At 51.2% G+C, this 13,633-nt stretch carries 8 protein-coding genes; 5 read left to right on the forward strand and 3 right to left on the reverse strand.

What is annotated here, in order from left to right; genetic code table 11:
• Window positions 1–134: 134 nt before the first annotated feature.
• Genes L991_RS01915 through L991_RS01925 form a run of 3 tightly spaced genes read right to left on the reverse strand, consistent with a single transcriptional unit; the run spans window position 135 to window position 6,402 of the window.
• Window positions 135–3,170, reverse strand: coding sequence for a site-specific integrase (locus tag L991_RS01915; RefSeq protein WP_047391587.1), 3,036 nt, complete (start codon window positions 3,168–3,170; stop codon window positions 135–137).
• Window positions 3,155–5,737 carry a hypothetical protein gene (locus tag L991_RS01920; RefSeq protein ID WP_047391589.1) on the reverse strand — a complete coding sequence of 861 codons (2,583 nt, stop codon included), beginning with the start codon at window positions 5,735–5,737 and terminating at the stop codon, window positions 3,155–3,157. The genes L991_RS01915 and L991_RS01920 overlap by 16 nt, the downstream gene beginning before the upstream one ends.
• Entirely contained in the window at window positions 5,734–6,402 is a 669-nt protein-coding gene (locus L991_RS01925) for a hypothetical protein (protein ID WP_156128951.1), read from the reverse strand. Before L991_RS01925 ends, L991_RS01920 begins: the two co-directional genes overlap by 4 nt.
• Before the next feature lie 716 nt (window positions 6,403–7,118).
• Between L991_RS01925 and L991_RS01935 the strand changes: the two genes are divergently transcribed.
• The 5 genes from L991_RS01935 (at window position 7,119) to L991_RS01955 (ending at window position 13,618) form a co-directional block, all read left to right on the forward strand.
• The gene (locus L991_RS01935; protein ID WP_156128952.1) at window positions 7,119–7,475 is read left to right on the forward strand and encodes a hypothetical protein; all 357 of its coding nucleotides are present in this window, start codon (window positions 7,119–7,121) and stop codon (window positions 7,473–7,475) included.
• 213 nt (window positions 7,476–7,688) lie between these two features.
• Window positions 7,689–8,888: a TolC family protein gene (locus L991_RS01940; protein WP_081986417.1), complete on the forward strand. Its 1,200-nt coding sequence runs from the start codon at window positions 7,689–7,691 to the stop codon at window positions 8,886–8,888.
• A complete protein-coding gene (locus L991_RS01945; RefSeq protein ID WP_052190507.1) occupies window positions 8,885–9,409 on the forward strand; it encodes a hypothetical protein in 525 nt (174 codons plus the stop codon). The genes L991_RS01940 and L991_RS01945 overlap by 4 nt, the downstream gene beginning before the upstream one ends.
• Window positions 9,406–10,497, forward strand: coding sequence for an efflux RND transporter periplasmic adaptor subunit (locus L991_RS01950; RefSeq protein WP_047391601.1), 1,092 nt, complete (start codon window positions 9,406–9,408; stop codon window positions 10,495–10,497). Before L991_RS01945 ends, L991_RS01950 begins: the two co-directional genes overlap by 4 nt.
• Window positions 10,498–10,507: 10 nt before the next feature.
• A complete protein-coding gene (locus L991_RS01955) occupies window positions 10,508–13,618 on the forward strand; it encodes an efflux RND transporter permease subunit (protein ID WP_047391604.1) in 3,111 nt (1,036 codons plus the stop codon).
• The last annotated feature ends 15 nt before the right edge of the window (window positions 13,619–13,633 follow it).

Consider the following 13,633-nt stretch of genomic DNA (forward strand, 5'->3'; position numbering starts at 1 on the left):
TCTAAGCGTGCATCACAGACAACTAATCTACATCATACACATAAACCTAATTTAACCAATCCCTGATTTAATTCAGATCTGATTTTTATTGTATCTGCCTCAGTGATTCATAACAGAGGCTTTGATTGGTGATGTCACTTTTGATTCATCACACTGCCTTCTGAGGCCAGGGTGCTGGACTCAAGTGCGGTAGCCGCAAGAGCCTGCTCAAATACTTGATAGGCCATTACGTGCGGTGTGCTTTGCGTTTCCTGACCATTGTCTTTTTTCTTGATCGCTTGCGCTGCACGAATCTTTAATTCGGCATAAGTATTTCTTGTCTTTGAAGTGTGAGACAGATTCAGATTGACCCCAGCGGGTAAACAATCTGTCCACATCCCGGCTGTGCTTGGAGTCACGGATTGATTGGTGCGAATGGTGATTACGAGTGCCTCATGCTCAATTTTTACTTCATGAACCAACCAATTGATGACACTTAAAAATTGCGCTCGTTCGCGGAATTCATAAATATGTTCCCGAGGGACTAAACGTCGCAGCATTATCTTCGTGATGGACTCGCTCAGTATCGGATCCCTTTTCCAGGCTTTTTGAAGCTGCGCCAACCAAGCTCGGTATGTTGCGATTAGGGCCATCGGGGGGAGCTTAATTTTAGGGATGCGACGATGGCGGGAGCCATCTTTCCTTTTTTTCTGTGATTGTAGTGACTCTATCCACTTGGCATTTCTTACCCAGCGCTCGGCAGATTCTGGAGCGTAGCCCATTGCAATCAGGGGCGCTATGGCCCAGTTTTTTTCACGTGGCCACTTGAGGATGTTTACAACTTGCTCGGTTGAAATTGCAGGTTTTCCAGGAGGCCAATGCATTGTTGGCTTCTGGTAATGACATAGCGTAGTGACTTGTTCATAAAATTGATTTTTATCGGCGGAAAACTGGAACAGTGACGAAATGGGATCACCATAGTCCTGCGATTTATTGTCATTTGCTTGGTAGGTCTTGCTAATGTGTTTATCTGCTAACCAGGCCACTACATGCCGCGATAGGAGAGGGGAATTGAGCTGAATTAAACGTGCTGACAACCAACCATGTAGATGGATATACGAAGTTAAAGTAATTCCAGGCTCAGCATGTCCCATCATCGAACTGATTGCATACAGCCCGCGACGATCTGGGCTGATTGCCGCTTGCTGAGATGTTTCTTCCATAAAGGCACTCCTAAACCGCACCAATGCATCCCTCTCAAAAAAGGGATGTTCAAATAGGGGATAGTCGCGGTCCAGAATCCTGTGCTCTTCTACTGCCGCCAAACGGATCATTGCCCAGTTGGCAAAGCTATGCCGAAGGCTATGAAATACTACTTCTTCATCACCCGTCGCAAGTCGTAATGCGCGTTGGCAAATATTGATCAGCCAAGGGGCCTTGATCCTTTCATAGGTCAGGTCCGCATCTGCAAAGATGAAAGAGTCTTTTTCTCGCGACTTATTTTCTTCGTCTCGCAGATGCAAAAGCTCATCAAGGAGTGGGGCTGGCAATAAGGCCCTCAATGGCAACTGTCTTCGCGATGTTTCTGTTTTAAGTTTTCGTGCTTTATGCGGTGTGATGATCAAATAAGGGTCATGCGTGCCCTGAAGATCCTTGCGACGAAGAAAGAGGATTTCATTGCGCCGCAAACCACAATAAAACCCGAGTTTGAGGATGATGGTTGCGAGCTTAGCTGAACGCTGATCGTTTTGTGCTGCAGAACTAAGGATTAAATCGCAGGCGCGATCTACATCTAGAGGTGACACGAGCTTGGCATGAATTTTTTTTGTGGCGTGGCAAAAGCCCTCAACCGTTTTAAAATCAATTGGGGTAATGCCATACTCATTGGACAGCCAAGTATGGAATTCACTCAAATTCCAACTAATATCCCCTCGCCGTGCCGCCTTTTGCATCACGATTTCATAGCATTGTCGCCAATCCTCTTCATCAAATTCATACACATTTTGACCCTTTGCGGCCTTGATAAGACGACTGTAAAAACACCCCAAATAGCGTCTGATGGAGGAAACTCGAAGGACCTTCCGTTGAAGACCTCCATGCTTAAGCAGATGAAGTGCACGAGCCACGATTAGACCAGTCATTGAATCGTATGAGGCCTGATATGTTTCCTTAAAGGCGACGATTGCATTTTTGAAATCAGAGGTGTTTTTTCCGGTGTTGATTGCTGAGCGCAGGCTCGTGAGGATGGCTGGATCAAAGTCCTGTTGTTCATAGGTTCTGGCAGTCGCTAATTCCAGGCTGGGCGAGGGAGGCAAATCTGTAGCCTCAACCGCCAAGCTTTGGTTGGGGCGAAGTACCATTCCCATCAGAATTCGCTGAATATCTGGCGTGGGTAGCGGAGTAGCGATGTTGACGCCGTAAAGCAAATCACAAAGATAAGGAGGGAGTGTCAGCGAGAGTGCCGTTTGCCTACCAATTTGCAACGCTTTGAAATTCACATTCAATGGTAAACGAGTTTTGAGACGTGCTTTGATCCCCGCAAAGATGGCGCCATTTTTTTTGAAAGGGTTTTTGTTAAGTTGAATATTTAACTTTTTAATTAAAGCGGTTAGCTCTGGAGGCAACCAATGTGGATGCTTCTGGTTTTGTAGTGTTTCGAATAGGTATAGGTTTAAACGTGCCGACTTAGTGGTGTGTGGAGGAGGGTGCCCAGTCCAGACTAACCAGCCAATAAATGCCAATTGGACATCTGTGAATAAGCAGTTCGGACCAGAACTGCGCAACGTTAGCTGCTCAGTCCACATTTTTTGCAGCAGCTGCCATTGCTGATAGAGCGCAAATTTATCAGGGGTAAAACGTTTGGCTGGAATTCTGAAGGAAATTGCAGGTGGCTGAGGCAGCGTAGTACCTGCGAGGATGTTGACTGCCTCTATGACCCGCCCGATATATGCGAGTCTTAATTGTTTATCTCGAGGGTGCAGCCCCTTTTGAAGAATTTCATATAACTGAAGCAACTTCTCGTTTTTCAATGACTTCAGTTCGTTGGTATCAAGCAAATCCGGAAACTCAGTCCGAATGATCTCGTAAACGGCGGCCTCTTGATGCATCCTGCGTTGATGTCCCGCAGAGACCTTGCTGGGCTGCCTGGTGAGGTGTTCCTGCCAGAGTGAATCAGTTACAGGATCGGACATGCCATTTCTCGAATGCTGAGTTCCTCAAGTATCGGGGCAAGGTGTAATTCAATATTTTTTCTGAACTGTTGCGGATTCATGCTGGAGTAATTTGACCACGGTGCCTCGCCATACCGATGGTGGCCCATAAACGCTGCCAATGCTGTTTGTCCCATCCCATTTTCTAGCAATACGCTACGCAAAAGATGTCGATTACTGTTTGGGCGGATATTGAGAAAGTACTCAAGCTTATCTTGGTAGCTTTGAGGGCTTACCTCAATAATCGAATGCTCATGATTCAGAAAGAAGATGAGGGGCAGGGACTGGATCTGCTCGATAGGGCATGCGCTTACTGCATTGCTCCTCGTGGCATTATTCTTTGTTTTACGTGCAGTTGCGCCTTTTCTGGGGTTTCGGTTTAGTTCTGCAAACACCGCTGGGTTGTGAGAAGCCAGTCGGGTGAGCAGTCGTTTGCGATATTCGAGGAAGTTTCGCATGTGTGCACAAAGAACTTTAGGCAGATAAACAATTCGCGTATGCGCGAAATCATCACTGTCCTTGTCGGACAAAAGACACCATCCTTGCTCAAGATCTAGATCCGTATCTCTGGCGAATGCGCCACTGGTAGGGCGTGCACCGGTTGCTAATCCAAGTATCAATAATGTGTATACCGCATATGCATTATGCAAATCCTGCAAGCGGTATGACTTCAAACCTTCCTGAGTAATCTTTTGCAGGTCAAGAATGCACTGCTTCAACGGTGTCATGAATGGTTTTAGACGAGAGCCAATCGTGTTCTCACTTTGTAATTCGGATGTGGCATGAGATAGGGTTGTAAGCGCAGATGCCGGCCAAAAAGGCTGCGCGCCATCACTGGTCAGCAGTGAATGTAATGCCTCACGATAGCGTTGAAGCAGGAAACTTTCTGGTAAGGCGGTATAAGCCAGTTGAACCAAATAAACTTCACGTTGCTGGCCTGTGATGATGCTGGCTAGGGATGGATCACCTCCCGGCATTTGGATGAGCCGATGAAAGAGTAGGGCTTCAATTCGTTGAAGTGTCCATCGGTATGCTCCAGGTCGATGTATTGAGCTCAGGATGGCTTGGATTCTGTCTTGCAAGGTATCGCGATGTTGCGTGAAACAAATATTGTTGTCAGGTCCGCCCCTGAGGCTTTGGATCGCATCCCCAAGCTTGGTTGGAAGTGGCAGGCTAAGGCGATCAATGACTGGAAAATAGTTTCTTTTTTGCTCTGGCGTCAGGAGCTTGTCACTCTGCGTTGAATGAGTCGGCACCGTCAGGAACCAATCGTGACCCGCTTTGCTGAGTTGGGCGGCTTTAAGTTTGGCTGCAGCCCCAGTCGTCGTTGCAAATTGCACCCTATAAATTTCCTCAAAGGTGCGCCCACTAATGATGATTAGCCAGAGTAGGCATTGAGCGGGATCATCTAAGTCACGACTCTGAAGCGCTTGCAGTAGTCGTTTGATCTCGGTGGGTGTCGCCTGATTTAATGAAAATGGCAAATTCTGCCGCTGACGAGCTAGCGCGTTGTGTAGCCCTTTGGCGCTTCGGCGCATCCTAATCACATCAATCCGTTTGGTGTTCGCTGTGGGTGTGATAGGTGTAATGCTAATGGTCTGAGTCTCTACACCAAATTCGTGACGTGCATCGCCTGGAATCTGTGTTTCTTTACTCTGCAGGATCTCCTGAATGCGGATATCGTGCTCAAATTTGAATTCATCCGGGGGCAAGGATTCATCTGTGAGTTCTCCACGGTTAGGTTGGCCGATCATCTTGCCACCCCCCTGACCATCTCCACCCTTGGGTTTAGCGGGCGTGCGCTTCTTTAGCTCCCCATTGAATAAGCCCCATGCCTCTAATGCTCGACGGGTAAAGAATTGCAGCGGCTCATCAGTGCTCCTGCCGAGCTTGGAATGATTGGTTATGCCCGCTTGAATTTCATTAAACATTTCAGCCACAGAGCATGGCTTCTCTGGTACTGAGTCCAATAGGCCTGCGGATGCAAGCTCCCCAAGCTTGCGCAAACATCTTCCGAGATCTGCTCGTTTACTTTGTTTATCAATAAAATGTGGCTGGTTCAGCGTGAATAGGGCAAAGGCCGATAGTATTTCATGCTTCTTTCTGAACAGACTTGATGCGCAACCATACCAAAGTGCGCAAAAGAGAGGATGGGTTTCTGTATGAGGTCGAAGCGTTTTTCTACCTAGGCCATTGGGATTGATATCGCTCGGACTAAAGAAAATGAGTGGGAAGTACTGGGTGAGGCTTTCAGGACTGGTGGCTTTTATTTGCTTTAATGCATCAGTGAGATTTTTAAAGATTAATTGGTCGCGCTCAAAGTCCGCACTGAATTTATATCTAAAGGGTTTTTCTTCCTCTTTATTTAAGTTCGCCTTGTGATTGATCTCTGCAAAATCTTGTGCAGTTTGCAGGAAGTTCGGTGCATGTCCCGCCACATGAAATAGTCCCATCAGATCGGGGGGCGCATCAATTCGCCTCAACGCGCTGAATAGATGCTCGTTGTCCAAATCCGGGAAGCATAGACTAAGTGGCGCCCATTCTTTCATTCGTCTATCCGCAGATCTCGAGCCGCGTACAAGTTCGCTGTTGCATCATCCATCGTGAGGCCTTGGTGTTCGCTTGAAATGACGGAGGTCTCAAGCGATTGCGGTTTGATGAGTTTCTTTTTCCGGCTTAGCGTTGCGCGAGTCAACTGCGCGTATTTCAAAAAGCGATTTTGCGAACCATATATTTCCGCAATGGCCCCCTTCTTGGCCGCATTTTTTTCCGGCTGAGATTCATCTTGTTGGGCCCAATAAAGCTGTGCAAAATCTTCTTTGCTCAGCTGAGATGTGAATGGGCTAAGAAACGTCTCGAAGAATGGGAGCTGCTTGAGCTGTTCTCGAGACGGCTTTGGGAAAAGGATGGCTGGAAGTGGACGGTCTTGAGTTTTGTGCATCGGATTGGCATCCATGAAATCATGCCACATCGCTAATGTTCTAAAACCAGCTATGAAAATGTATCGTTGTTGATCAGAGGCTTTTGAAGTAGCCCCTGTGACAATCATGGGACTCAGGCAGGCCTGCAGGTAAAGCTCATCCTGATTGCATACGGGAATTCGGGTCGTTCGTTGATGATCGGCTTGAAGATGTCCGTAGCGTTTAGCAGGCTCTCTGGGCGCTTCAATTTGCCCAAGTCTGATTTCAATCAAGCGAGGTTGCTCTCGATTCATCCACCTAGATTCCCATATCACAACAATGAGACTCACTGGCAGACCGGATTGAAACTCGGGCTATCAGTAAGCATGACTATTTTGTTTGATCTCCCCCAGAAAGTCTTGTTGCATGCCGCGACTGTGTCCAGTTTGATCGACTTCGATAGCGCTCACTGACCATTTTCACTTCGCCTGTGAGCTGAACCCCTTTGAGTGAGTTGCGCTGATCCTCGTGAACTGGCTCCTCTAAGATGTACCCCTACTAATCTCAACGGTGATCTTTGCCACGCAGGCGAGACAAAAAGAATTGAAGGCAAGAAAATGGCAGAACTAGCAGTCGTTTCACATTTCATCGAAAACTAGCCCCCGTAAAAAATCGAACGTCTAAAGGAGGTAGGTCACGTGCAACCTTGTTTTGTGACCTAAATCGGGGTGTGCTGCAGGTGCCGTCAATAGCTGCTGAACTTCTTGGGGATGCAAATGTCTGATTCAAAATGTGTGATCATGAGCTGACGATGAGCTTTAATTAGACATTAAACGCCTTGATTCTTCTCCGTTACACAGTGACTGGTTTCAACTTTTCTGATATGCATAGTGGGCAATATAAACTCAGGTCGGTACAGGTACCCCATCTGTATGTCATGCGCTATACACAGCGATGGTGTTGCTGATAAGCTAAAAAGATGAAAGCGCTGCGAATCTTACTTTTTTGTGTGATGGCCATTGTGCTGCCGGTGAATACCTTGCTGGCGCAATCGCTTGCGCACGCAAAAATATTCGCCGCGTCGCATTCTGTGGCAGGTGACGCAGAGCAAATGGCACTGGACCACTCGCATTATCCACAAGCAGAGTCTGAGCAGCACTTGCACTTGCATAAAGGCTTGTTTGGCAAAGTGAGCGTGCATATTCATGAGCCAGCCAAGCAAAACGATTGCATCAAAGCCTGCCAAGTGATGCCTAGCTCAATGTTGGTAGCTAACAGCTTTGCCGAACCTTTACCTCATGCCGCGATTTTAGTTGGCATTTCCCTCGTCACCCCAACCGGTGTCACCGTCGATCCGCTCGAAGATCCGCCTAAATTGCGCGCCTAATCTGGCGCGTCATTCACTTTTATTCATTTGCAGTTAGTACTTTGGCTTCCAAGACTGTAGCTTTTTGAGTGCAGTCAACGTGCCTGTTTTTTTGCGGCAATGGTTGTGCGAAGCCCAGTTTGGCTGCAATTAAAAGTGGACTACTGATGCGTCTTTTCTAGTGGCACGCTGCTGCGTGCCGATCATTCTAGAAGTGATGATAGGTATACCATCATGCGATTAAACCGATTCTATACCCCCATTTTATGCGGGGTATTCATCGCGCTACCCGTTCATGCCGCAAGCATGAAAGATGTGTTTGAATTAGCCACCCAGCTCGATGCACCGCTGCATGCGGCACAGCGCACAAAGGCTGAGCAAGCCTTAATCAATGCGCAATCCTTAACGCCAGAACCGATGTCGCTGACTTTGTCAGGCACCAGTTCGCTTAATGACAATTTGGCCCCTACGCAAGATTCGCGTGAATATGAGGCTGAGCTGAGCATCCCGCTATGGCAATGGGGGCAAAAAGAGCGCTTGCTCTCGCAAGTGAAACACGCCGCGCAAGTAGAGCAACAGCAATTATTGCTCGCCCGTTGGGAATTGGCTGGCAAGGTGCGCGAAGCCGTATGGGCTGCGCGCTTAGCTCAGCTTGAGCAGCGCAGCGCAGAGCAGAAAAAAACTGCGCTCGAGCAAATCGCCAATGATTTAGCCCGCCAGCTCAAAGCGGGTGAAGTTGCACCGCTCGATGTCAATTTAGCGCAGCAGGCATTGTTGCAAGCAGAGCAAGAGCTGGCGCTAAGTCGCCAATTGGCCAGCGAAACCGTGCAGCAGTTCCAATCTTTGCTCGGTGCCGACAGCGAGCTGCCACAACACGCTGAAGTTATCCCAAGCCAACTTGAAGCAGCTCACCCGCAACTATTGGCTGTGCAAGCGCAGGCGGAGTTGGCTCGAGCCCATTTGGCGCAAGCGCAATACGACACGCGCGATACGCCTGAGTTGGCGATTAGCTTAACGCGCGAACGCGGCTCGCCCGATGAAGAATACAAACATTTGGGCAAATTATCGTTGCGGATTCCTTTTGGCTCCGATGGCCGAACTCAGGCGCGCGTGAGCAGTGCGAATGTCGAGCTACTGAGCGCGCAAACGCAGGCGCAGCGGCTGGAAAAACACATCCGCACGCAACAACTTGCCGCCCAGCAAGCGCTGACTCAAGCCCAGCAAGCACTGAAGTTTGCCGAGCAAAATGGCCAGTTAGCCGCGCAAGCGTGGCAATGGCAGCAGCGTAGCTACCGCGCCGGACAAACCAATCTACAAGCTTTTTTAAACGCGCAGCGCGATTTTCTTGATCGCGGCTTTGCTGTGCAGCGAGCCGAATTGGAATTGGGTCGCGCTACGTCACACTATTTACAAACACTAGGGGTATTGCCATGAAGCGTATTTCTGTATTGATCTGTGGCCTGATACTCAGTGCTGTATCTTGGGCGCACGGTGATGAAGACCACGGCACAGCGCCGCATCCTGAACCAGTTCTTCAAGCCGGCGCGAGCGCTGAAAGCGCCAGCAGTGATTTTGAAGTGCTGGCCACGATGCAAGGCGAGCAGCTCACGATTTATCTCAACCGCTATGCCGACAATCGCCCGGTGAGCGAGGCGCAATTGGAAGTGGAAAGCGGCGCGTTCAAAGCCAAGCTCAAACCCGTCGCCTCAGGCGTGTATCAAGTCAGCGCCGCGCCATTGGCCAAAGTCGGTGAGCATGCGCTGGCGATTACCGTGCTCGCTGGCGAGCAAGCCGATTTGCTTGACGCCAGCTTAAGCGTTGCGTCGTCTGCTGAATCGCTGGCCGCGGCCTCTGCAGCCACTGAATATAAAAATTGGATCTGGGGCGCAGGCGCGGCAGCGCTGTTGCTACTGGCAGGCGTGTACGTGCGCCGTCGTGGGGGAAATCAAGCATGAAATTAAATCGCATTATTTTAAGTTTAAGTCTGGCTCTGGCGACGGTGAGCAGCTTTGCGCACGAAGGCGAAGACCACAGCCAAGACGCACCGAAAGCCGCTGTTGCCCCCAGCCTGAATAAACCCCAACGTTTACCCGATGGCCGGGTGTATGTACCAAAAGCCACGCAGTTTCAATTGGGCGTGATCACGCAATTGGCCAAAACCACCGCGGCAGCTAAAACCATTGAACTCAACGGCCATGTGGTGATGGACCCGAACCGCAGCGCCCGCGTGCAAGCCAGTACCGCCGGGCGCCTCAGCGCACCGAGCGCAGGTTTGCCGCTCTTGGGTAGCAAAGTGAAAAAAGGCCAGGTATTGGCGGTGATTCAACCAGCGCAAAGCGCGTTTGAACTCGCGCAACAGCGCGCCTATTTGGCCGAGGCGCAAGCCAATTTAAAGCAAGCCGAGCAAAGCCTAAATCGCCTGCGTGATTTAGAGGGCTCAGTGGCGCGCAAAGACATTGAAGCCGCCAGCGCGCAAGTGAGCGCCTTGCGCGCCCGCACCGCCGCGCTGTCGCAAGCCAGCAGCGGTGAAGTATTACGCGCCAGCGTCGATGGCGTGTTGGCCTCAAGCAATGTGGTGAACGGTCAGGTGATTGACCCCGCGACGGTGCTGTTTGAAATCGTTGATCCCAAAGGCTTTTTAATCGAAGCCACCGCCTTTGATCCGGCCTTGCTTAGCCAGATCGACAGCGCGGCTTTCAATGGTGTGAAGCTGAAATATTTAGGCGGCGCGAGCGCTTTGCGCGATGGCGCTTTGCCCTTGCTATTTGCCCCGAGCGAGGCGATGCCATTGGCTTTAGGCCAAGTGGTCAAAGTGGCGGTTGGCACGCGTGAGCAAGTGAAAGGCAGCGTTTTACCCGCCAGTGCGGTGGTGAAAAACGCCAGCAATCAAAGCGTGGTGTGGATTTTGGAGCAAGCGCAAGTATTGCGCGCGCAACCAGTGCAGCCTATGCCGCTCGATGGCAAAACGGTGCTGGTGCCGTCGCTGAAAGAGGGCGCGCGCGTGGTGGTTGAGGGCGCAAACCTGATTAATCAGATTCGTTAAGGGGGTTGCGATGTTTAGTTGGATCGTCAATGCCAGTTTAAAAAACCGGCTGTTCGTCCTCGCCATCGCGGTGATTATGATGGTGTATGGCGGCTATACCGCCAGCAAAATGCCGGTCGATGTGTTTCCCGACCTAAACAAACCGACGGTCACGATTATGACCGAGGCGGGCGGGATGGCGCCGGAAGAAGTCGAGCAATTGATTAGTTTTCCGCTGGAAACTTCGCTGAACGGCATGCCGGGCGTCACGCGCGTACGCTCGGTGTCGGGCGTTGGGCTGTCGATTGTGTACGCCGAATTTGCTTGGGGTTCGGATATTTATCGCAATCGGCAATTGGTCGCCGAGCGGCTCGCCGAAGTGAAAGAGCAATTGCCGGCCGATATTAGCCCCAAAATGGGCCCGATTTCGTCGGTGATGGGCGAAATTATGTTGATCGCGTTTCCGATTGTGAATAACTCAGCGAATCCTCAGCAAGGCATGGCGGTGCGCGAGTACGTTGATTTCGTGCTGCGCCCACGTCTTTTGTCGATTCCCGGCGTGGCGCAGGTGATTCCGATTGGTGGCGAAGTGCGGCAATTTCGTGTTGAGCCCGATTCGGCGCGCATGGCGCAATTAACTGTTGGGTATCAGGATATTGAGAACGCACTAAATGGCTTTGCAAGCAATACCAGTGGTGGGTATTTAGAGCAGAACGCGCGCGAGTATCTGATCCGCAATATGGGCCGCACCACGCGGCTGGCCGATATGCAAAATCTGGCGGTGAAAGTCGTTAACGGCCAGCCGGTGCTGCTTAAACAAGTGGCGCAAGTGAAATTTGCGCCGGCGTTCAAACGCGGCGACGCGGGTTTTAACGGCCAAGCGGCGGTGATTATTGGCGTGCAAAAACAGCCGACAGCCGACTCGGTCAAAGTGACGCGCGAAGTCGAAAGCGCGCTCGCCAGCTTGAGCAAAGCGCTGCCTGCCGGCGTGAGTCAGCCGCAAGTCTCGTTCCGCCAAGCCGATTTTATTGAGGCCTCGGTTAATAATGTTGAAGAAGCTTTGCGCGACGGCGCGATTATGGTCGCGGTGATTTTGTTCCTGTTTTTAATGAACACGCGCACGACGATTATTTCGCTAACCGCGATACCGTTGTCCTTGGGGCTAACGTTTTTGATTTTCCAAGCGCTGGGTTTATCGGTCAATGTGATGACCTTGGGCGGTTTGGCGATTGCGATTGGCGAGCTGGTTGACGACGCGCTGGTGGACGTGGAAAACGTGCTGCGCCGACTTAAAGAAAAGCGGCCGCAAGGCAAAATCGAGGCGATCAAAATCATCGCCAGCGCGTGTAATGAAGTGCGCTCGGGTGTGGTGGTCGCGACTATGGTCGTCGTGCTGGTGTTCGTGCCGCTATTCGCTTTGCCAGGCATGGAAGGGCGTTTGTTTGTGCCGCTGGGCGTGGCTTATATCACGTCGATTTTGGCCAGTTTGCTGGTCGCGCTGACCGTCACGCCGGTGATGTGCTACTACTTGCTGCCGAAAATGCGTCAAATCGAGCACGGCGATTCCAAGCTGGTGCAATGGCTGAAACGCCACGATCAACGCTTGCTGGAAGGCACCTTCGATCGCGCCAAATCGCTACTGGCGGCAAGCACGTTGTTGCTGCTGGTGGCGATGGCGAGCATGCCATTGTTGCCGCGCGCATTTTTGCCCGCGTTTAACGAAGGCACGCTGCTGGTCAGCCTATTGCTGAATCCTGGCACCTCGTTGGCGGAATCGAATCGCATTGGACAATTGGCTGAAACCTTGGTGCAGCAAGTGCCGGAAGTGGAAAGCGTCGGTCGCCGTACTGGCCGCGCCGAGCTTGACGAGCACGCCGAGGGGGTTCACACCAGTGAATTGGATATCGATTTAAAACCATCCGATCGCCCGCGTGAACAAGTGCTGGCCGATATTCGCCAAAGTCTGGCTGGCTTGCCAGCCACGGTGATGTTGGGCCAACCAATTTCGCACCGACTCGATCACCTCTTGTCCGGCGTGCGCGCGCAAATCGCCTTGAAGATTTACGGCGACGATCTCGACACGCTGCGCGCGCAAGCGGCTAGCCTGCAGCAGAAATTGGCTGGCGTGCCGGGGTTGACCGATTTGCAAATCGAGAAGCAGGTTTTGATTCCGCAACTCAAAGTGCAAATCGATTATGACCGCGCCGCGCAGTTGGGCGTAGCGCCCGGCACTTTGCTCAGCACGCTGGAGGCGCTGAGCGAGGGTGATACGGTGGCGCAAATCGTCGATCAAAATAAACGCTTTAATTTGGTGATACGCCTGCCCGACACGGCACGCGATGCCGCTGGTTTGGCCAATATTTTGATCGACACGCCGCACGGCAAAGTGCCGCTTTCGCAAGTAGCGACCATTGAAGAGGGCGACGGGCCCAATCAAATTGGCCGCGAAAATGGCCGCCGCCGCATTGTGATTTCGGCCAATACCGATGGCAGCGATATGGCGCAAGTGATCGCCAAAATGCGTACGGTGATTAATGAGAACCAGATGCCAGAGGGCTATTTCGTTAGCCTTGAGGGGCAATTTCAAGCGCAGGAAGACGCCACTCGTTTGATTGCTTTGCTCTCAGTTGTGTCCTTGGCGCTGATTTTTATGGTGCTGTACACGCGTTATCAATCGGGCGTACTCGCAACGATGATTATGGCCAATATCCCGATGGCGCTGATTGGCAGTATCGCGGCGATGTGGCTGGCAGGCATAACGCTATCGGTCGCCTCGATGGTCGGCTTTATTACGCTAACCGGTATCGCAACACGCAACGGCATTTTGAAGGTCAGCCACTACATCAATTTGTGCAAGTTTGAAGGCGAAACCTTTGGCAAGGCGATGATTGTGCGCGGTTCACTCGAGCGCCTAACGCCGGTGTTGATGACGGCCTTAACCGCCGCCTTGGCGCTAACGCCCTTGCTGTTTGCCGCGGACGCGCCGGGTAAAGAGATTTTGCACCCAGTGGCGGTGGTGATTTTTGGCGGGCTGATTAGCTCGACCTTGCTTGATACGTTACTGACGCCGCTGATGTTCTGGTTGTACGGCGAGAAACCTTTGCAGCGCTTGGTGCAAAGCGAGCAAAAAGAAGCGTTTTAACCGGTCAATTGGCCA

This window comes from Chitinibacter sp. ZOR0017, from assembly GCF_000799095.1.
GTDB classification, from domain to species: domain Bacteria; phylum Pseudomonadota; class Gammaproteobacteria; order Burkholderiales; family Chitinibacteraceae; genus Chitinibacter; species Chitinibacter tainanensis.

What these genes read in the sequence shown, in the direction of transcription:
- L991_RS01915 (WP_047391587.1), bottom strand. Translation starts at nt 3,170, where the DNA reads ATGTCCGATCCTGTAACTGATTCACTCTGGCAGGAACACCTCACCAGG.
- L991_RS01945 (WP_052190507.1), top strand. Translation starts at nt 8,885, where the DNA reads ATGAAGCGTATTTCTGTATTGATCTGTGGCCTGATACTCAGTGCTGTA.
- L991_RS01950 (WP_047391601.1), top strand. Translation starts at nt 9,406, where the DNA reads ATGAAATTAAATCGCATTATTTTAAGTTTAAGTCTGGCTCTGGCGACG.
- L991_RS01955 (WP_047391604.1), top strand. Translation starts at nt 10,508, where the DNA reads ATGTTTAGTTGGATCGTCAATGCCAGTTTAAAAAACCGGCTGTTCGTC.
- L991_RS01920 (WP_047391589.1), bottom strand. Translation starts at nt 5,737, where the DNA reads ATGAAAGAATGGGCGCCACTTAGTCTATGCTTCCCGGATTTGGACAAC.
- L991_RS01940 (WP_081986417.1), top strand. Translation starts at nt 7,689, where the DNA reads ATGCGATTAAACCGATTCTATACCCCCATTTTATGCGGGGTATTCATC.
- L991_RS01925 (WP_156128951.1), bottom strand. Translation starts at nt 6,402, where the DNA reads ATGAATCGAGAGCAACCTCGCTTGATTGAAATCAGACTTGGGCAAATT.